Below are 19,016 nucleotides of genomic sequence, written 5' to 3' on the forward strand. Positions count from 1 at the left end.
TTAGCGGTGGAAGCCCCCCATTCCTCCGTGAAAACCGCCCATTCCGCCGTGGAATCCACCCATCCCACCATGAAAGCCACCCATTCCTCCATGGAATCCGCCCATACCTCCATGAAACATTCCTGGATGACCAATAAAGCCTTGGTGCCCTATAAAGCCTTGATGGCCATAAAATCCTCCATGGCTTAGACCACTGGCTCCATGGAATATGAATCCATGGGAGATTCCAGTACTTCCGTGAAAGCTGCTCATTCCTGAAAAAGAATGGAGGTGCGCATTGCCTAATTGACCTGCAAAATGAGAAGATGCGTTTCCGCCACTAAAATGAGAAGCCAGATGACCAGAAGAAGGCATATTCAGTGTATGGCCGGTGACATCATGAAGGCCGTGATAGGTTAGATGTTGCGGATGAACAGGGGAAAGGGAATTGTTAAGTTGCCCATGTGCCCAGTTTCCATGATGTAAGCCAATAAGGTTTTGATGATCCTGGTGAAGAAGCTGATGAAAATCTGAATGAAGAGAGTTGTGAGTTGAACCATGAGAAAGTGCATGAGCCGCGTTGTGGATCCCATTGGCATGAACCAGTTGGTGTTGGTTAACATGAGAAGATCCAGGATGGTTAAAAGGATGGCCTGCAGAAGGAATAGTATGGGTGAGATTTCTTCCCATATGTTGTTGCACGGTGGCAGGATGTTGATGGGTAGGAGTTTTTGTAATAAAGACATTTTTTTCAATTACAACTGGAAAAAATCCAAAGGGGCCCCACAGGAAAGGCCACCACAATCCCCAACCAAATCCAAAGCCAAAGCCCCAACCCCACCACCACCAGGGCCATCCCCATCCCCACCCATATCCATAACCCCCCCATGGGTTGCCCGAATAGGTTAATTGTGTATTGTTTTCTTCGTTCCCAACATAGAGTTGAGAGGATGGAGTAGAGGCGTTGGCAAGAGTAGGAGCCGTAGTTGTAGAATAAGCGGCAGCTTTAGAGGCGGCCAGTGCTTCTTGTCTCTTTAATGATTCTTTTTGCTGGGCGATTGCAGCTAAAAGTTCGTTTCTTCTCTGATAAGAAAGTTGGACATCTGTTTGAAGCAAGTGGAGATCTGAAGAAAAAGTGTCTATTTTTGCATTGATGGCTGTCCATTGGTGCAAAAGAACAGGATCGAATAAATCTGACTGAGAAGATAGATTCCACTTCGCTACGAGGGAAGAAATCTCGGTGTTGATTTTGGCAATTTTTGCAGAAAGCTCATCTACTAGGTTTTGATATCTAAAAAGAGAAGTCTCCATCAAGGATATTGGAACCTGTTCAGGCAAAGAGGACCTCAAGGTATTTTCATAAAGAGTGTCAAATTGTTTTTTTTCTGTTTCAATTTGCTGAATTAAAGGTGATAAGTTATCCAGTTCCTTACCCAGTTCATATCTGAACTTTCTAATCTCAGTTTGTTTTTGGTCACTTTGTCTTTGCCAAATACTCATCCCCCAGAGGATAGAAAGAGATAAAAAAATGCCAGTTAAGGTTAACAAAATACGCTTATAATGAGAAGGCATCACTTAAAATCTATTCGAAAAACCATTCATTGCAATGGTACGACAAAGATTAGGAGCAGAAAAAAGAAAAATGCTTAGCTTATCCTCTCAATCCCGCTATAAACATTAAATCTTTTTTTACGAAGGAATCCTATAAGGGTCATAGAAAATTTTTTGGCAACAAGGACTGCCAAACTGCTAGGAGCAGAGACAGAACAGAAAAATTTAAGTCCTGCCATGTAAGCTTTTTGAAGTAGCTCATAGCTTGCCCTACCACTAACCATAACAATGTATTTATCCATTGGAACAAGACCTTCTCGAAGGGCATGTCCAATCAATTTATCCATTGCATTGTGCCTTCCAACATCCTCTTTGATTTGGAGCAAGTTCCCTTCAATATCGAATAAAGCGGCAGCGTGCAATCCGCCTGTCGTCTTAAAAAGGTTTTGTCGCGTTTGAAATTCTTCAGGAAGCTTATAAAGGATTTCTACTGGGATTTTCCAATTGGTTTGGGAGCTTGCTGAAACGTTTCCTTTTTTGTCTAATAGATCAACAACAGTTCTACCGCAAATCCCACAAGCACTGGAAGTCATAAAATGTCTTTCGAACTGTCCCATTGCTGGGAGATGAGGTTGATTCAAGGTAACCAAAAGCGTGTTGTATCTCTGTGCTTCTGCAATTTCTTTTCTTATGCAATAGGAAATGGAATGCACGGACTCTAGACCAGTCACAATGCCTTCAGAAAAAATAAATCCAAGGGATAGATCAAAATCTGCCCCTGGTGTTCTCATAGTAACAGCAAGCGTTTTTTCTTCACTGCCTGCCCTAAGTCGAATTTCTAAGGGTTCTTCAGTAATCACATAGTCCAACCTATTCCTCTTGTTCGAATCAGAAAATTCCCATATTCGAACTGGTACTTTTGATCCTGGCCTTTGTTCTTCCATCATGCTCAAAACCTTACTAATCTTTAAAACATTCTCTAAAGAATGAAAGATGAAAAGAAAATAATGGCTTTAAAAGAATGACAACATTTTGTTCCTTATTTCTCCTCCCATTGACAATTCCCTTAATGTTATTTAAAAATAGCTATGCGTTTTCTATATTTAACATCTCTCTTATACTTTTTCTTAATACAGCCTTTTTCGGCGTGTTTTGCTCAAAGCCAAAAGCCGTTGCAGACTTCTACATTAACGGTTGCGGCTGCGGCGGATTTGAGGTTTGTTCTTCCTGAGATTATTGGTCCTTATCAGACTCGCAATCCAGATGTGAAAGTAGAAGTTATCTATGGAGCCTCTGGAAAATTTTATGAACAGATCCTAAGAGGGGCGCCTTTTGACATTTTTCTTTCTGCAGATAAAGAATATCCTTTTTTACTATATACCAAGGGTTATGCAGCTGAAGAACCGTTCCAATATGCTGAAGGCAGGCTAGTTCTTTGGATGCGAAGAGGTTTGTTTGGAGAGGGAAAAGATTGGAAAGAGTTGCTCACTAACAACAAAGTGTCGAAAATAGCCCTTGCTAGTCCCCAGCATGCTCCTTATGGAAAAATAGCTAAAACAGCTTTAGAGAATGCAGGACTGTGGGAGAAATTAGATTCTAAATTTGTCTATGGAGAAAACGTCATTCAAGCCTTTCAGTTTGCTGAAGGAAAAAATGCAGAACTTGCCTTTATCCCCCTGACAATTGCTTTGTCGCCTAAAGCTAGCAATGAGGGTAATTATGTAGAAATTCCTCATTCGTTTTACCCAAGAATTCTTCAATATGGTATTATTATAAAAAAACTGGCGAATCTTTCCATTGCTAAAAAATTTAAGGAGTATCTTTTAAGCGAAGAAAGTCAGAAGACCTTAAAAAAATATGGGTTTTACCCATAAAACCGGATTGGAAGCGTGGATTGGATAGCACTTTGGTTAAGCTTAAAATTATCCTTTTGGACCACCATCTGCTTATATCTGTTAGGTATACCTCTTGCCTATTGGTTGAGTTTTGGAAAAAAAAGACAGTGGAAAATTCTTGTGGATTCCATGGTCAGTTTACCTTTAGTTTTACCTCCAACTGTTCTTGGTTTTTATCTGCTTATTCTTTTTGGTAATTCAGGTATTGGCACTGTCTATTCCAGATTATTTGGAAAATCCCTAGTGTTTTCTTTCGAAGGTTTACTCGTTGCCTCTATAATTTATAGTTTGCCTTTCATGGTTCAGAATTTAGCAGGAGCTTTCAGTCTGGTTGATAGCAAACTCATTGAAGCTTCTTTATGTTGTGGAGAAAGCCCATGGAATACTTTTTTTAAGGTCATCTTTCCTCTTTCTTTACAAGGATTTTTGCGTGGGACAGTTTTAAGTTTTACTCATACCTTAGGAGAGTTTGGTATCGTGCTCATGGTGGGAGGGGATATACCAGGCAAAACTCGAACTATTTCTATCGCTTTGTATGACCAAGTCGAAGGACTCAATTATCAAGGAGCAAATACGACGGCGCTTGTACTTCTCTTATTTTCATCCTTCGTCCTTTTTCTTGTATATTCAACTTCAAATAGCCAATGGAAGAGAAAAAATCTTTTTATTTAAAAATAGAAAAGGATCTTTCCCAAGATTTTCGAGTTGAAATAGAATTAACTCTCCCTCTTTTTCCAGCTTCTTTAATAGCGATATTTGGTCCATCAGGGAGCGGAAAATCGACTCTTTTACGCTGTATAGCTGGGCTAGATATTCCAGATCACGGAATTATTAAAGTTGGCGAAGAACTATGGCTGGATACAGAAAAAAAGATAAATGTTCCTCCCTACAAAAGAAGTATAGGCTATGTTGTTCAGGAAGACGCTCTTTTCCCTCATTTAAAAGTTGAAGACAATGTGGGTTATGGACTTAAAAACCAACTCAAACTCACTCAAACAGAAGCTAGGGATAAAGCAAGGCAAGCCTTGAGAAAAGTGGGGATTGAACATTTGGCCTCGCGGTGGCCGCAAACCCTTTCCGGAGGGGAAAGAAGAAGAGTGGCTTTGGCTAGGGCAATAGCCAGGGAGCCGAAGTTACTTTTACTCGATGAACCTTTAAATGGTCTTGATTTTAAATCAAAAGAATTCCTAAGACAGCTTATTGAAGAAATTGCCTCTGAAAATGGTAGGCTGACAGTATTGATTAGCCATGAAAAAACTGAAATTATCCAAATGGCTCGATTTGTCGGTATAATTGATCATGGGAAACTCCTACAACTTGGAGAGCTGCGGGAAGTGTTTATGCAACCTGCAACGGTTGAGGTCGCTAAAATCATCGGTATAGAAAACATCGTTCCAGGGGAAATTCTTGACATAACTAATGGAAATGTAAGGATGAAGACACCCATTGGGCTTGTGGAAGCTGTTTTGAAAGAAAATATGGGAAAAATCATGAGTGGAAAAAAAGTCTTTTGTGTTTTCCGTGCAGAAGATCTTTCTCTTTGTAAGCCAGACGGTGTATCAGGTTCAGCAGGTGGATTACATGGCTTCAGCGTAAGAAATCGTTTTATTGGAACTATTAAAAAAATAAAAATCAACGAAGGTTTTGCACAGGTTTTTATAGATTGTGGGATGGTCTTAACTGCACTTATTAGCCACAACGCTCTTTTTGAACTGAAAATAAGAGAAGGGGATAGCGTATGTTCTTTACTTAAGGCGGGGGGAATACACCTGATAGAAAGAGATTTTTAAGTAGAAGGACTATAGATTGATTTTAATGAATGGATCCAGCAAAGCCTTACCAATAGGGGTGTGTATGGTGCCTACAATAGGAGCCTTCGACTACTTGATTGGCAAACCAGGATTTTGTTTTCTTGTATGTATTGCTGGTCTCTGAAACCAAAACTGTCTTTCTATCCACTGAAGCCTAAGCCCTGGTCCCATTATAGCGATGTAAAGATATAGCTACTTAAAGAAGGTGTGACACAAAAGAGCCAGCTGATTTATCCCTCCTCTGCTCTGGTAGCTTTTTTATGAGGCTTAATCGATTGATCAATTGTTTTTTTCTCTATATCTTTCAGCCCTTCAAGCAGTACAGGGGTGTACAGCAGCAAAGAACAAAGTGTTTAGCTCTTTTGACTTACTTACTCAAAGCAAGGTGCAATGCTGAATTGCTTGGAGGATTTTAAATAGAATATTGCTTTACAGCAAAAATAAGAGAAAAGATACCGAGGGGAATAAGCCGGATTCTGTAATCCAGTCTCCTGGACTTGCCGCCATCTGTCTATCCCTAAGGGATCCGCTCCATTAAGGAGCAGTGCGGTCTACCTGGGACATCTCAAATCTAACTTTGAGAATGGCAAGGCTACCGTTGTCCCTGCTTGACCTTGCTCCACAATGGGTTTGTCCTGCCATGGATGTTACCATCCATGCGGTGGGCTCTTACCCCGCCTTTTCACCCTTACCCAAAGTTCTTTTGGGCGGTATTTTTTCTGTGACACTCTCCGTCTTGAATGGCTTTCGCCTATTCAAGCCCATTGTTTCCAATGGATTGTTGCCTTGAAGAGTCCGGACTTTCCTCTCGGTGCTTGGAAAAAGCCCCGAGCGGCGGCATCCCCTTGGTATCTTTTTAATATAATAACCAATCTTTTTGTTTCGTGCAAATAGAACAGAATCATCAGATTGTAGATCATTGCGGCTTAGACTTCATGAAAAGACTTATTAGTCTGTAAGAAAATACCCATTCATTGAAATTCAAGAAACAAGCCCAAAAGAAGCTAATGCAGCTTTTGTTTTTTCAAAGCATTCATGTCTAATAGCCTCAATACCAAGGCTGCGTGCAATGTCGACGAACATTGGTCGATCTTCTATGTAAAGCACAGATTGTGGAGGAGACTGAGATACATCAAGGGCCAATTGAAAAATATCCACGTCAGGTTTTCTAAGGTGTACAAAAGAAGAAACGATGAAATAATCGATAAAGTTATAAAGTCCAAATGTTTGAATCCTATAGACTTGTAGCTCTCTACCTTCATTGCTTAAAACCGCTAACCTTAAGTTATATTTATTTTTCAGACTCTTGATTAGTTCTATCATTTCTGGATAAGGACGGGAGAGGCTGAACATAAATTGCCTGAAATCATCCATGCTAAAAGGGCGATTTTGATAGAAAACGGTTCTTTTTAAGTAATCATGTAAAGTCAGCTTTCCTTGTTCATACGTATCGAAAGTTAAATGATGCCTTTCTTCAAATTCTACAGGATCAAGCCCAAAAACCTCAGCTGCCTTTTTTCTTCCAGTACTATCCCATCCATTCGTTAAGAGTACACCTCCGACATCCAAAAAAAGGGTGTTGATTGGAGAGAAAGGCATAAAAGGATTTTTTTAGAAAAAAAATAGAAAGAAAAAAAAGTTGCTCTAAAAATATAGGTCAATGAGGAATACTTTCTCATTATTCAGAACGGATTCGCAGAGAAAAAAACGCCGTAAAACAAATGACTGACCCAATCATTAAACTCAATTTTGTACCAAGGAACTGAGCCAAAGTCCCCATTAAGAGATTTCCGATAGCAAAGAAACCTTGGAAAAAAAAGGTAGTAAGTCCAAATGCCATTCCTCGCATGGAATCGGAGATTCTTTCTTGAAGAAACATTGTGGTTGCGGAGACAAAAAGGGCAAGACTAAAACCCAGAAAGGAAACAATTAGAATGGAAAAGAAAAATGGGGGAAAAAAGGAGAAAAGAAAAAGAGAAAAAGAGAATATGATCATAGAGAGAGTTTGTAAGGTTGATGAACTGAAGCGGTTAGGGAAAAAAGATATCAAGAGTGCTGCGCTAATGGCTCCAAAGCCATTAGCACTGTAGAAAAGAGCTAATCCTTTAGATCCCTGATGATATATCTGCGAAGAGATGTAAGGGAGAAGAACTGAATAGGACCAACCAAAAAGGGTAACAATGCCTAGGACGATAGATGGATAAAAAACTGCAGGATTAGAAATGAGGACAAAAAAGTTATTCTTTGTTGAACGACCGGAAGGCTGGTCTTTGATCCGTTCATTTGTTGATGAAGCCCAAATAAAAGAACCAATAGAAAGGATATAGGAAATTCCATTTATAAAAAAGCAAATAGAAGGTCCATACAGTGGTAGGATAATGCCAGCTACCGCTGGCCCTATAAGCCGTGCTGAGTTGAAAAGAAAAGCGTTCATAGCAATGGCTCTTTTAATCTCATTATTCGGAAGATAAGAAAGAAGTAGGGTTTGCCTGGAGGGAAGCTCTAGATTATTGAAAATACCCATGGCAAAGGAAAGCAGAAGGAGCTCATAGAAGTTTATCATTTTTAGATAACTTAATAGCCCGAGAAAGAAAGAAAGACAGCAATTGGAAAATTGACTCAATATAAGAATTTTTAATTTTGGAAACCTATCGGCGGTCATCCCAGATAAGAAGGAAAAAAGAAGAGAAGGGATGGTCGATCCGAAACCAACCATTCCAAGCCCTATAGGCGAATGTGTCAACTGGTAGGCAAGCCAACTCTGACCGATAAAATGGATCCAGCTGCCGATAAAAGAGATCGACTGACCGATAAAGGCAATTCTATAGGATTTATAACTAAATAAACCTTCTCGAAAAAAAAGCTTCATTTTGTGAAAAAAATTATATAAGTGATAATGCTAACAAAAACACTCAAGTGAATAAGACCTGATGAAACGGAAAGACAGCTTTTTTGTTGTCTGTCAATGAAAACCTTATATTTGTTATTGACTTAACTCACAAGAGTGGTAAATGGAAGGCACCATAGAATTAATAATAGGAGGAAGCGATGACAGTGAAATTAAAAAAGCCTAAAAAGTATGCCGTGGCTAAGAATGCGACATTGTTGGCTGCTTTTGGCTTGATTGGTTCTTTATCGCTTGCAAAAGCGAATGACGAGTTAATTAAACTTGAAAAAGAACCCGGCCAATGGGTCATGCAAAACAAAAATTACGCAAATACGCGGTATAGTGAACTTAATCAAATCAACACCAAAAATGTGTCCCGTCTACGACTTGCCTGGAGTTTTTCAACCGGGGCTTTGCGTGGACACGAAGGCGGACCATTGGTAGTAGGCACGACGATGTATGTCCATTCAGCCTATCCTAACCATGTCTACGCCCTCGATTTGACTCAAAAACCATACGCGATCAAATGGCAATATACCCCTGTACAGAATAGTCAAGCAGTGGCAGTTGCTTGCTGTGACGTAGTGAACAGAGGTCTAGCCTATGCGAATGGAAAAATATTCATGACAACCTTGGATGGTCAAATTATTGCCCTTGATGCGAATACGGGAAAAGAACTCTGGAAAATGAAGCATGCAGATGTGACTAAAGGAGAGACCATTACAGGAGCACCTTTGGTCGTTAAAGATAAGGTTCTGGTTGGGGTATCCGGAGGAGAATTCGGAGTCAGAGGAAGGGTAGGAGCCTATGATATCAATACAGGCAATAGGGTATGGTTAGCTTATAGCCAAGGCCCTGATGAAGAGGTCCTGTTAGATTCTGACTTCAATAAAGAGTTTCCACAGCATGGTGGTCCAGGGGATGGAACTAAAACTTGGCCAGGGGAACAATGGAAGCTGGGTGGGGGGACTACATGGGGATGGTATAGTTACGATCCTGCTCTTGATTTATTTTACTATGGGACAAGCAACCCTGGAACCTGGAATGCCGAACAAAGAAAAGGAGGAGACAACAAGTGGTCCTGCACTATTTTTGCTAGAAGACCTGATACTGGGAAAGCTAGATGGGCTTATCAGATGACTCCTTGGGATTCGTGGGATTATGATGGGGTCAACGAGATGATTCTTCCTGATTTAACTGTAAAAGGGAAGAAAACACCCTGTCTTGTTCATTTCGATAGAAATGGGTTTGGATATGTCTTGGATAGAAGGACAGGTCAGTTAATAGAAGCTCAACCCTTTGTTTATGTTAACTGGGCTAAAGAAATAAGCAAAGAAAACGATAGACCTGTTGAAATCCCAGAAAAAAGGACAAAACAGGGAGTTGATACCAAAGGGATTTGTCCGAATTCTATGGGAGGCAAGGATCAACAGCCTGCGGCCTTTTCTCCTCAAACAGGGTTATTTTATGTTCCAACCAACAATATGTGTATGAACTATGAAGGGGTTGAGGCAACCTATACGGCTGGGGCTCCTTATGTGGGTGCGAATGTGCTTATGTATTCAGGGCATGAAGGTAAGGATGATTATTATGGAGCTTTTATCTGCTATGATGCTCTTAAAGGGAAGAGAGTTTGGGAGATTCATGAGCATTTCCCCGTATGGAGTGGACCGGTGGTTACAGCCGGTGGGCTTGCGTTCTATGGAACGATGGATGGATGGTTTAAGGCGGTAGATATCAAGACTGGTAAGGTTCTTTGGCAACAGAAGTTGGGCTCTGGAATTATTGGGAATCCAATTACCTTTTTGGGTCCTGATAAAAAGCAATACGTTGCTGTCTATTCTGGAGTTGGGGGATGGTTTGGGATTGCTGTGGCTCAAAATCTTCCTCCCGATGATCCTTATGCGGGTCTTGGGGCTGTTGGAGTTGCTTATCAAGCAGGTCTTCCGAAAGCTACTACAGTTGGAGGAGAGCTCTATGTGTTTGCGTTAGAATAATCTTCCATTGAAGATTGATTTTATCCAGCCGCTGCCTTACAAACAAAAAGGTTTCTGGCAGCGGCTGGATAGCCTTGACCAAAGCGATTTGTTGCTTTGCAAAAAAGGCAGAAGCACGTTACAAACCAATACTTATTTAAAAGAAGCGGATGGGCTTTTTTTTAATCAGTCTAAGCCTCTAGGGAAAAGGGGATATAATCCTTGAAGTGACAGAGGATAGGGGATAGGTTCTAGAAAAGAAAAAGGAGCAAAAATGTTAGGGTTAAGGTTTCATTTTTTACATAGGCTGAAGCTATTATCCTTTAGCCTTTTATTTGTGTTTTTTATAGGGTTTGTATGCAGGGCAGAGGAAATCTGCTCCTGCGCTGATCCAGGAAATCTTCCTTTTTCGAATCAAAAATTGGAAGGATTTGAGAATAAAATCGCTCAAATCGTAGCCGACTCCCTACATGTTCCTCTTTCTTATTATTGGTTTGCGCATCAACGTGGTCTTGTTCGAAATACGTTGAAAATAGGAAAATGCAATGTGATTATTGGAGTGCCATCGACTTGGGGACAGGTGCTAACTACAAAACCTTATTATAGGACTTCCTATGTAATGGTTTATAAGAAAGATAAGGGATTAAACATTCAATCCTTGGATGATCCCGCTTTGAAGCATTTAAAAATAGGAGTTTTGATAAACAGTCCGCCCCATCAACTTCTTGCTGAAAAAGGGATTATAGAAAATGTTGTTGGATATTCCCCATTTTTTGATCCTGTCTTCCATCCTGAAGATTTCCCTGGGAAAATCGTTGAAGAGGTTTTGAGTGATAAAATTGATATTGGGCTTGTCTGGGGACCAGTGGCCGGCTTTTACATCAAAAAGAAGGGGGCAGCCTTAACCATGGTTCCTTTGACAAGCAATAATCCGAGAATTCCAATGGCCTTTGATATTTCCATGGGGGTCAAAAAGGGGGATCAAGAGCTTAAAAACAAACTTGATCAGGTTATTGATTCGAAACATGGAGAAATTTTACAGGTTCTTGAAGAATATGGTGTTCCATTGCTGAGAACTACAGCTGATATCGAACAAAACACGAATATCGGAAAAAGCCACGAAGTTTCAGCAAAAAACGTCAACTAACAATATTAACTTTTATTTATCAGAGCTAAGAATGAAAAAAATTAGCATTGTTTATTTAATGTTGTCTTTGTTGCCATTTGGCAGTCTTTTTGCCCAAGCGAAAAATCCTTATACTCCATCAGACAAAACGGTCGTTTCTCAGGGTAAAGAATTATACTTTAAGATGGGATGTAACGGCTGTCATGGAGCAGGGGGTGGCGGTGGGATGTGCCCTTCTTTTATAGATGATACGTGGGTTTTTGGTAGCGATGATCAGACCCTATTTAAACTCATTAAAGGACAGATTCCTCAACAAACAATGCCAAGAATGTTTGGTGGAGTGCTGACCGATGACGAAATATGGAAGGTTATTACCTTTGTAAGGTATTGTAAAGTTGCTGCTTCCGAACAGGCCGGAGGAACATCGGGTCAAATAAATATAGATAAGAAATCATGTGCTATTGTGGAAGCTGACCCTCATTGGCTCAGAGCCGTTCTTCCCAAATTGACGGGATATCAAAGCCAATATGTTTTAGTTTTTGATGCCTCTTCAAAGAATTTCTCATCTGCAGAAGACAGTAAACTTGCTGGCTCTACACTCGCTGTTCTCGATAACAGTTCTGGAAAAGAAATAGCTGGTTTGCTTCATGCCAAACCTAAAGTATATCCTGATAAAGAAAGAGAACTAGGGAAACCAGTGGAAGATCTTTTAGCAGGGAAAGTAGATGGAGCTATCTTATGGGCTCCTCTGGCCGCATTTTATACAATGGAATTGGATTCATCGAGGAAACTTAAAATGATAGCATTTTCCAAAGCATATCCCGCGCCTAAAGGATTTGAAGGTCAAGAACAAAGCTCTATGGTATATGTAACAAAATGCGCTGAGGCCTTGCTCAATGTACTAAAAGTATATAATGTAGCTCCAAAATAATCGAAAGTGAGGTTCAGAAGGTTTCCAAACTTTGTTGGATTTGGAATGTTCAAGGCTATTGCTTTGTTTTAGACATTGGATACAATGTAAGTATTATGGGACAGAATCTTTCAGAAGAAAAATGTGTTGCTTGCCGTGGCGATGCCCCCAAAGTGACACCAGAAGAGAAGGAAATATTAAGTAGGCAAATTCCAGAATGGAAAATTGTCGAAAAAAATGGGGTAGAAATGTTGGAAAGAAAATATGAGTTCCCTGATTTTGCTTCGGCTCTGATGTTTACTGAAAGAGTCGGAAAACTTGCAGAGAATGAAAAACATCATCCTTCTATTTTGACGGAATGGGGAAAAGTTACAGTGTGGTGGTGGACCCACAAGATCAACGGATTACATCGCAACGATTTTATTATGGCAGCAAAAACAGATAGCCTCTATCAACCACTTTTAAAAGATTATATTGAATCGTAACTTTTTCCTATTTTTTAAGAGAAAAAAGCTTTTAATTGTTCTAACTACAAGAACAAGAGAGATAAATAGGGGAGGCTTTTACCTCCCCTATGAGTTTGTATGGCATCATTGACGAGCTTCCGTTCAAGCCACTGTTCCTAAAGCCATACTCGAGATTTGCTTACGCCTGACTTGATTTCGATCTTTTCGTCTTGGTTTTGGTCGGAACGTCCCAGGATTGCCATGGCCTTTTCTTTCTCCGGGGGAGAGGTGTGGTGTTGATGAGCCGGCGGCGCTCGCATTAGCCAAGATGGCAATCGCTCCTGCTTCGCGTCCATTTGCTGGGGTTGGCTGATGCCTGGAATCGTCTTCCCGGAATAGTACCACTTATCGGGTTTCCAATCTGGTGGGTTCTCGTTCCTGCGAGAAAACCTCTCCGAAAGCATCGCATGCAATCGGAACCGCGGGGTTTTCGACAATATTCTTCGGGTCTCCGATCCTTTCCCTTTGAGGTTGCATGCGCCAATCCGATCTGCACGGCTCTCGTACTCGCAATACAGACATGTAGACCTGTCTCCGGCACGGTTCTTTGGATGGGCATAACAGCACTTCGGACAAAGCCAGAGAGCTATAGGCTGGATTGACCAGCTCTCGACGGGAACCTCCCCCAGGCGCCAGCAATTGGATTCGCTCTTGAAGCACACAGCTGCGCATTTGTAGGAGGCGCCTAGAAAGTTCTTTGCTTAGGGCTTTCCCACGAAAATCTAAGGATTCAGAAACAATTACCGAAGGTCTTTGTAGCTTGAGGAGTTGTCGCAGGCTTAAGCCTACCCGCCTCCCTATTTCTGTCTCCGCCTTGAATAAACGACTCAACCGCTTTTTCTTCCCTAGGTTATGCTTGTGGATGCGTCTTGGTTTACTCCTCAAACCATTTTCCCTATTTCTTTCCGTGGTCATCTGTGAAAACATCAGAAAGTCCAGCCTCTATCCTGACCGCTTCCCCCTCTAATTGCTTCGAAACTCTGAGTGGCGCCGCGTAGTGAATAACGACTCTCTTTTCCTTTAAAACAAGGTGAATCATTCCCCAAATCTTCAGATTGCCTGACAGTGGAATGACAATCCTTTTGCCACATTCAAGGCTTATGAGCGCGATATACTGCCTCCCCTTCTCCTTGAAGGTCCAGTACATGCTGGCGTCGAAGCTCGCCGAGCGGCTCAATCAAGTTCTCGAGAGCCCTCCGATGACCTTTCGTAAGTCCCTGTACAGCCACAGGAGAATGGCATCCAGCCTTTCCAAGCAAACCGGAGAGGCTGAGACCTCGACGGCTTCTCCCCGCAGAAACAGGACGATTCGTCTTGCTGAACGCAGCATCTAAAAATCAAATTGTTTCTCGGTTTCCGTCCTTCCTTCCCTGCAGCGGATCTTCGAACCAATCCCTGCCAAGGAGACGTACATCCACTTCTCAACCTTCTCGTAGACATCCTTGAGCGCCCACTTCCAAATCTAGTCCTGCAACCCGTTCGGACTGGTATAGTCTTCTGCCACAAGCTGGTCCCGTTCCCCTCGTTTGCCCAGGCTTTCCGCGAAGCGGTCCAAGCCAAAGAAAGAGACGAAAAAACGCTCTTTCTCGGCTGCAGAGTAAAGGCAGAGATCCTATAGCATCTTGCGCTTCTTCTGTTTGAGCGGGCAGGCTTTCTGCTCGAGATCGTTCGGCACATCGTCTTATCCGGACTCATTGGCTTATACCCATTGCCCCCTGATCTTTTCTTTTGTATTTGTGCAAACCGTAAAGAGTGCTTGGGAAAGCAGGAATGGATCAAAATGAGTTCCTTGATTATCTCTCCTCCAGAGAGAGGCACTTGCCCGTTCATGACTGGGATTTTAGTTCCATGAGATAAGCAAAACTTCTTGGGCCATCGGAAACCGAACCGGACCAGCCGGTCCTTATGGACGACCACGGTCTCGGAGATCTCTCCCAGCTCCATCAGACGTAGAGAATTTTTTTTCTTGCAGTTGAGTCAGCTGCTTTCAATCCCCCAGTCGTTCGGCCACCGTCTTGCCTTGAGCCAGATAAAACTTTTCCAGAGCTTGCTGCTGATCTTTCAGATCTCTCTTTTGCTTGGCGCTGGAGACTCTTGAGTAGGGTAGGATCTTTTGCGGTGCTCTCGTCTCCTTTTGGCCAATCACCCGCAGAGAGTCCTCATGGTGTTAATATAGCAGGTTTATTGGAGTTCGTTTGGCGGGCAATACTCCTTCCCGCCAACCTTTTACCACTGCCTGTTGACGCTGCGACCGATCAACGCGCCAAACTTCTTCGGGGAATGAAGGCTTCCATACCTATTTATAACTAGATTGGCATGGCAATAGTAATAACTATTATTTACTCCATAATCATCATCCCAGGGCAATGGATACTCCCATAATTCCTCTCAAGGGCTTTGGGTTCTAGCACCGTTTCAAAATCTGTGAACTTTTCTAGGTAGAACCCAAACCCTTTTCGAGTGGTGATTAAAACCAGAAAAGTAATTAATGGTTCTAATCCCTATCTTTTATTTATTCTTTGTCTAGAATGAATGTTTTAGAATAGCAATTTAGATTTAGTCTTTATCTAATCCGTGACGGTCTGGAAATGTCAACTCGGATATGGCGGATTTATCGTACTGACCAAATCCTTTTTTAACCAGTCTTTGATATTGGTTATAAGTGGCTTGGGCAAGTGGGAGATTCAATCCAGTTTCTTTTGCTAAATTAAGAGCAATGCCGCTGTCTTTCAAGGCATGTTCGGCAGAGAAGAAACAAGAATGTTCTCTATTTTGCATATCTTCTCCATCTGTCTGCAAAACTCTAGAGTTAGCTCCAGTTTGGGAAAATACTTCTCTAATCATATTTAAATCGAGGTTGAGAGCTTTTGCAAGTCCCAGGCCTTCAGCTAGAGCGGCAGTATTGATGTTCATCACCATGTTTACAAGGGCTTTGACTTTTGCTGCTGAACCTAATTCACCACAATAACGCATCGAAGACGACATGTCCTTGAGTATAGGTTCGACTTCATCAACAACCTGTTTTTTGCCACCAAGCATGAAATATAAAGTACCACTTCTTGCTTGAGGAATACTTGAAGCCATGCATGCTTCTATAGCTTCGGCTCCTACTTCTTCACAAAGTTTGCCGACTTCTATATGAGTTTTTGGGGAAATAGTGGCGGTATTAATAAATATTTTTCCTTTAGCTCCAATCAAAAGACTGTCCCCATTTTTAGCAAAAATTTTATACATTGCAGCGTCATCGGAAACCACTGTGAAAATCACATCAGACAGCTCTGTTACTCTAGCAAGTTTGGTTGTTGCTTCTGCTCCTATTTCTTTTGCTACTTCTTCTGCGACTTTTTGATTAATGTCGTAGACCACAGTAACAGGATATTTTAAATCATGAAGGCGTCTGGCCATATTGGCTCCCATTCTTCCTACGCCTACAAAACCAATTCTTTTACTCATACTTCTCTCCTTTTTTAATCCTATTCGATTAATGATTATACTAATTTTCTTTCACCAAGAATAGTTTTCTATCTAGTTAAAAATTTTTTTTGGTTTTAAGTCAAGTGCAATTAGCTGGCATTTCTTGTAACATTCAAATTAAAGATGGAGTCCCTGACCTTCTGCAAGAAGTGCAACTTCTCCGACCATCTCTGATAAAGTTGGATGTGGATGAATGGCTAGGAATAGCTCTTCGGCTGTGCTTTCTAAGGTTTTTGCAAGAGAAAATTCACCAATAAGTTCGCTTGCATCCTCCCCTATAATGTGTGCTCCTAGAATTTCTCCTTCAGGATCACTAATTAGTAATTTGACAAATCCTTCTATTTCACCAGAGGCAACGGCCTTTCCATTAGCACTATATGGGTATTTAGCAACCTTATATGGAATGCTTGCCTTTTTAACTTCCTCTTCAGTCATCCCTACAGTAGCAACTTGAGGTTGGCAATAAACGCAGGAAGGAACAAAGTGAGGTCTTGTGGAGTATTTCCCAAGAAAAATGCAATCAATAGCTTCCCATCCTTCTCTAAAGGCAGCATGAGCGAGTAAAGGTGGGCCAATAATATCTCCAGCTGCGAAGATCCCATCTACAGACGTTTGATATTTTTCGTCAACAGCAATAAATCCATTTTGGGTTTGAAGCTCAAAATCGGGCTCCAAAACATCTTCTAGATGAGCTGAAACTCCAATAGCAAGAAGCATAGCTTCAGACTCGATTGTTTCGTTAACCGCTCCTTTCAATCTTACATGAATTTTCTCTTTAATATTCCAACATTTTTCTACAACCGTTGAACAATAGATGGTGATGCCCTTTTTGGAGAAACTTTTTTGCAAGGCTTTAGAAATTTCACTGTCTGTTCCAGGGAGTATTTCCGAAGCCATTTCAACGATAATGACTTCAGATCCCATACACTTATAAAAATAGGCAAATTCTACCCCTATGGCGCCTCCCCCAACAATGAGAATTTTTTTGGGAAGTCTGGTAGTTTCTAAAGCCTCCCGGCTTGTAAATATCAGTTTGCCATCGACTTTAATAAAAGGTAAAGTTTTTGCTTTACATCCTGTAGAAAGAAGAATATAGGGAGCAGAAAGTTCTTCAGTTTTCCCATCAGGAAAAGTCATTCTTATTTTTTTATCTTTGTTAATTTTGCCTTTAGCTTTAATCCATTGAATTCCTCTTGATTTAAATAAATATTCAACACCAGAGGACATGCGATTTGCAGATTGCCTGCTTCGGGCAATCACTTTACTATAATCGAATTTTAGTCCCGAAATTTCCAGTCCAAAGGCATCAGCTTTTTTGCATCTTTCTATAAACTCAGCTGTTTTAAGTAAGGTTTTGGAAGGGATACATCCCCAATTGGAACATACACCTCCCAATTTATCTGCTTCGACAACAGCTACTTTTTTACCTAACTGAGAGGCTCTCAACGCAGCAACATAGCCAGCAGGACCTCCACCAATAATAATCAAATCCAGTGTATTCATAGATGGGTTTTTTAGACTAGCATGGAGAGCGGATTTTCCAACAATGACTTAAATTCCTTTAAAAATTTTGCTCCTGTTGCTCCATCAATTACCCTGTGGTCACACGAGGCAGTGACTCTTACAACTTCTCCTACAATAATATTGTTCTGAGAATCGATTAAGGGCTTTTTTACAACTGCTCCTATAGCCAGGATCATTGCTTGAGGAGGGTCAATAATAGCAAAAAAGTTATCAATGCCATACATTCCTAAATTCGATATGGTAATGGTCCCCCCCATGTACTCTTCTGGGGAGAGTTTTCTTTCTTGGGCTTTTTGTATAAGCTCCTTTGCTTCTTTTGATAGCGTCATGAGAGATTTATCTCGGGCGTTTTTGATAACAGGGGTGATAAGTCCATCCTCTAATGCAACGGCAAGGGCAATATTGATAACATTATGTTTTAAAATAGAATCAATGTTCCAGGAAGCATTGACGGAAGGTACTTTTTTTACAGCTTCGACGGTAGCCTTTAAGAAGAAGTCGTTGTAAGTGAATTTCCATGGTTGCTCCTGCTGAGAATAATAAAGATTAAGCTCATTTCTCAATCGCGAAAGAGAGCTAACGAAGATTTCTGTTTCTAGATAAAAATGGGGAATGGTGGTCTTGCTCTCTAAAAGACGTTTTGCGATTTTTTCCCTCATCATTGAAAGAGGAATTTTGGTCTCGGATAAGTCAGGTTGTGGAGCACCAGAAATACCAGGAGGCTTTTGAATAGGGAGCTTCCCTTTCTGTTCTAAAGAACCCAAAACATCCCTTTTTAGAATTCTGCCACCAGGACCTGTTCCTTGAATTGAGGAAAGTTCAACACCTTCCTCTCGAGCAATTTTCCTAGCTAAAGGAGAAGATTTTATCCTTTGGGCAGGCTCTTTTTCGGTAACTTCTCTGAGTTGGCCCATTGATTTTGTCAAAGAACTAGTTTCTTTCATCTCCATTGCTTCTTTTTGAACTTGCGGAGCCGAAATGGCTTCTTCCGATTCCGATTCTATTAAAGCAATAGGAGCATTAACTGGAGCTCTTCCCCCCTCTGGAAGCAGAATTTTTTTAAGGACACCAGATTCGAAAGCTTCTAAATCCATGATTGCTTTATCTGTTTCAATTTCCGCAATCACTTCCCCTTCTTGGATAGGGTCTCCTTCTTTTTTTAACCATCTAACAATCTGCCCTTCGGACATCGAAGGGCTCAACAAAGGCATGGTGATTTCTTTCATTGAGGATTAGTAACTGTTTTTAAATGATATTATATTTTCTATAAAGAATACTTTTTTATTCAATCATTAAAAATCATAATGTAGTTCTCTCTCTATTATCAATGTGAAAGTATGGAATCTTTTTTACTTAGAAGAAACAAAATTAACTCAA

General features: G+C 41.0%; 17 protein-coding genes and 1 other RNA gene. 8 read left to right on the forward strand and 10 right to left on the reverse strand.

All coding sequences use genetic code 11. From position 1 onward, the window contains the following. Complete coding sequence (locus QOL44_RS05300; protein WP_009058807.1) at nt 1-1,551, reverse strand: hypothetical protein; 1,551 nt, start codon at nt 1,549-1,551, stop codon at nt 1-3. A gap of 74 nt (nt 1,552-1,625) precedes the next feature. Continuing rightward, the gene (gene fdhD / locus QOL44_RS05305) at nt 1,626-2,477 is read right to left on the reverse strand and encodes a formate dehydrogenase accessory sulfurtransferase FdhD (RefSeq protein ID WP_009058805.1); all 852 of its coding nucleotides are present in this window, start codon (nt 2,475-2,477) and stop codon (nt 1,626-1,628) included. A 225-nt stretch (nt 2,478-2,702) separates the two neighbouring features. Here fdhD and modA point away from each other — a divergent pair, with 225 nt between their 5' ends. The 3 genes from modA to QOL44_RS05320 are packed head-to-tail and all read left to right on the forward strand — an operon-like array spanning nt 2,703 to nt 5,215. Beyond that, complete coding sequence (gene modA, locus QOL44_RS05310) at nt 2,703-3,404, forward strand: molybdate ABC transporter substrate-binding protein (protein WP_228343201.1); 702 nt, start codon at nt 2,703-2,705, stop codon at nt 3,402-3,404. Nucleotides 3,405-3,419: 15 nt separating this feature from the next. Further along, nucleotides 3,420-4,097: a molybdate ABC transporter permease subunit gene (gene modB / locus QOL44_RS05315; protein WP_009058803.1), complete on the forward strand. Its 678-nt coding sequence runs from the start codon at nt 3,420-3,422 to the stop codon at nt 4,095-4,097. Next, nucleotides 4,070-5,215 carry an ABC transporter ATP-binding protein gene (locus QOL44_RS05320; RefSeq protein WP_009058802.1) on the forward strand — a complete coding sequence of 382 codons (1,146 nt, stop codon included), beginning with the start codon at nt 4,070-4,072 and terminating at the stop codon, nt 5,213-5,215. The genes modB and QOL44_RS05320 overlap by 28 nt, the downstream gene beginning before the upstream one ends. A 470-nt stretch (nt 5,216-5,685) precedes the next feature. On the opposite strand, the gene rnpB is transcribed toward QOL44_RS05320, so the two are convergent. The 3 genes from rnpB to QOL44_RS05335 all read right to left on the reverse strand — a co-directional run bounded on the left by rnpB (nt 5,686) and on the right by QOL44_RS05335 (nt 8,105). Further along, nucleotides 5,686-6,087: RNase P RNA component class A (gene rnpB / locus QOL44_RS05325), an RNA gene on the reverse strand. 130 nt (nt 6,088-6,217) lie between these two features. Then, a complete protein-coding gene (locus tag QOL44_RS05330) occupies nt 6,218-6,835 on the reverse strand; it encodes an HAD family hydrolase (protein ID WP_009058801.1) in 618 nt (205 codons plus the stop codon). A gap of 79 nt (nt 6,836-6,914) precedes the next feature. Further along, nucleotides 6,915-8,105 carry an MFS transporter gene (locus QOL44_RS05335; RefSeq protein WP_009058800.1) on the reverse strand — a complete coding sequence of 397 codons (1,191 nt, stop codon included), beginning with the start codon at nt 8,103-8,105 and terminating at the stop codon, nt 6,915-6,917. Between the two features lie 179 nt (nt 8,106-8,284). Here QOL44_RS05335 and QOL44_RS05340 point away from each other — a divergent pair, with 179 nt between their 5' ends. The 5 genes from QOL44_RS05340 to QOL44_RS05360 all read left to right on the forward strand — a co-directional run bounded on the left by QOL44_RS05340 (nt 8,285) and on the right by QOL44_RS05360 (nt 12,620). Then, the gene (locus tag QOL44_RS05340; protein WP_009058797.1) at nt 8,285-10,120 is read left to right on the forward strand and encodes a methanol/ethanol family PQQ-dependent dehydrogenase; all 1,836 of its coding nucleotides are present in this window, start codon (nt 8,285-8,287) and stop codon (nt 10,118-10,120) included. 7 nt (nt 10,121-10,127) lie between these two features. Beyond that, nucleotides 10,128-10,325: a hypothetical protein gene (locus tag QOL44_RS05345; protein ID WP_045086649.1), complete on the forward strand. Its 198-nt coding sequence runs from the start codon at nt 10,128-10,130 to the stop codon at nt 10,323-10,325. Nucleotides 10,326-10,373: 48 nt separating this feature from the next. Next, nucleotides 10,374-11,246 (forward strand): substrate-binding domain-containing protein, encoded by an 873-nt coding sequence (locus QOL44_RS05350; RefSeq protein ID WP_009058795.1) that lies wholly within the window; start codon nt 10,374-10,376, stop codon nt 11,244-11,246. Nucleotides 11,247-11,277: 31 nt separating this feature from the next. After that, a complete protein-coding gene (locus tag QOL44_RS05355) occupies nt 11,278-12,156 on the forward strand; it encodes a c-type cytochrome (protein WP_009058792.1) in 879 nt (292 codons plus the stop codon). Nucleotides 12,157-12,251: 95 nt separating this feature from the next. Beyond that, a complete protein-coding gene (locus QOL44_RS05360) occupies nt 12,252-12,620 on the forward strand; it encodes a 4a-hydroxytetrahydrobiopterin dehydratase (RefSeq protein WP_009058790.1) in 369 nt (122 codons plus the stop codon). 366 nt (nt 12,621-12,986) lie between these two features. Here the strand turns inward: QOL44_RS05360 and QOL44_RS05365 are convergent, their stop codons facing one another. From QOL44_RS05365 to QOL44_RS05385, 5 genes are all read right to left on the reverse strand, one after another. Next, on the reverse strand, nt 12,987-13,526 hold the full coding sequence (locus QOL44_RS05365) for a hypothetical protein (RefSeq protein WP_134373094.1): 540 nt from the start codon (nt 13,524-13,526) through the stop codon (nt 12,987-12,989). Between the two features lie 10 nt (nt 13,527-13,536). Continuing rightward, complete coding sequence (locus tag QOL44_RS05370; protein ID WP_079199636.1) at nt 13,537-13,788, reverse strand: hypothetical protein; 252 nt, start codon at nt 13,786-13,788, stop codon at nt 13,537-13,539. Between the two features lie 1,409 nt (nt 13,789-15,197). Further along, nucleotides 15,198-16,094 carry an NAD(P)-dependent oxidoreductase gene (locus QOL44_RS05375; RefSeq protein WP_009058770.1) on the reverse strand — a complete coding sequence of 299 codons (897 nt, stop codon included), beginning with the start codon at nt 16,092-16,094 and terminating at the stop codon, nt 15,198-15,200. A gap of 138 nt (nt 16,095-16,232) precedes the next feature. Next, nucleotides 16,233-17,618: a dihydrolipoyl dehydrogenase gene (lpdA, locus tag QOL44_RS05380; protein WP_009058771.1), complete on the reverse strand. Its 1,386-nt coding sequence runs from the start codon at nt 17,616-17,618 to the stop codon at nt 16,233-16,235. 11 nt (nt 17,619-17,629) lie between these two features. After that, nucleotides 17,630-18,865: a pyruvate dehydrogenase complex dihydrolipoamide acetyltransferase gene (locus QOL44_RS05385; protein WP_009058773.1), complete on the reverse strand. Its 1,236-nt coding sequence runs from the start codon at nt 18,863-18,865 to the stop codon at nt 17,630-17,632. Nucleotides 18,866-19,016 lie beyond the last annotated feature (151 nt).

The organism is Candidatus Methylacidiphilum fumarolicum (genome assembly GCF_949774925.1).
Lineage (GTDB): Bacteria > Verrucomicrobiota > Verrucomicrobiia > Methylacidiphilales > Methylacidiphilaceae > Methylacidiphilum > Methylacidiphilum fumarolicum.

What these genes read in the sequence shown, in the direction of transcription:
- QOL44_RS05300 (WP_009058807.1), bottom strand. Translation starts at nt 1,551, where the DNA reads ATGCCTTCTCATTATAAGCGTATTTTGTTAACCTTAACTGGCATTTTT.
- fdhD (WP_009058805.1), bottom strand. Translation starts at nt 2,477, where the DNA reads ATGATGGAAGAACAAAGGCCAGGATCAAAAGTACCAGTTCGAATATGG.
- QOL44_RS05320 (WP_009058802.1), top strand. Translation starts at nt 4,070, where the DNA reads ATGGAAGAGAAAAAATCTTTTTATTTAAAAATAGAAAAGGATCTTTCC.
- QOL44_RS05330 (WP_009058801.1), bottom strand. Translation starts at nt 6,835, where the DNA reads ATGCCTTTCTCTCCAATCAACACCCTTTTTTTGGATGTCGGAGGTGTA.
- QOL44_RS05335 (WP_009058800.1), bottom strand. Translation starts at nt 8,105, where the DNA reads ATGAAGCTTTTTTTTCGAGAAGGTTTATTTAGTTATAAATCCTATAGA.
- QOL44_RS05340 (WP_009058797.1), top strand. Translation starts at nt 8,285, where the DNA reads ATGACAGTGAAATTAAAAAAGCCTAAAAAGTATGCCGTGGCTAAGAAT.
- QOL44_RS05350 (WP_009058795.1), top strand. Translation starts at nt 10,374, where the DNA reads ATGTTAGGGTTAAGGTTTCATTTTTTACATAGGCTGAAGCTATTATCC.
- QOL44_RS05355 (WP_009058792.1), top strand. Translation starts at nt 11,278, where the DNA reads ATGAAAAAAATTAGCATTGTTTATTTAATGTTGTCTTTGTTGCCATTT.
- QOL44_RS05360 (WP_009058790.1), top strand. Translation starts at nt 12,252, where the DNA reads ATGGGACAGAATCTTTCAGAAGAAAAATGTGTTGCTTGCCGTGGCGAT.
- QOL44_RS05370 (WP_079199636.1), bottom strand. Translation starts at nt 13,788, where the DNA reads ATGTACTGGACCTTCAAGGAGAAGGGGAGGCAGTATATCGCGCTCATA.
- QOL44_RS05375 (WP_009058770.1), bottom strand. Translation starts at nt 16,094, where the DNA reads ATGAGTAAAAGAATTGGTTTTGTAGGCGTAGGAAGAATGGGAGCCAAT.
- lpdA (WP_009058771.1), bottom strand. Translation starts at nt 17,618, where the DNA reads ATGAATACACTGGATTTGATTATTATTGGTGGAGGTCCTGCTGGCTAT.
- QOL44_RS05385 (WP_009058773.1), bottom strand. Translation starts at nt 18,865, where the DNA reads ATGAAAGAAATCACCATGCCTTTGTTGAGCCCTTCGATGTCCGAAGGG.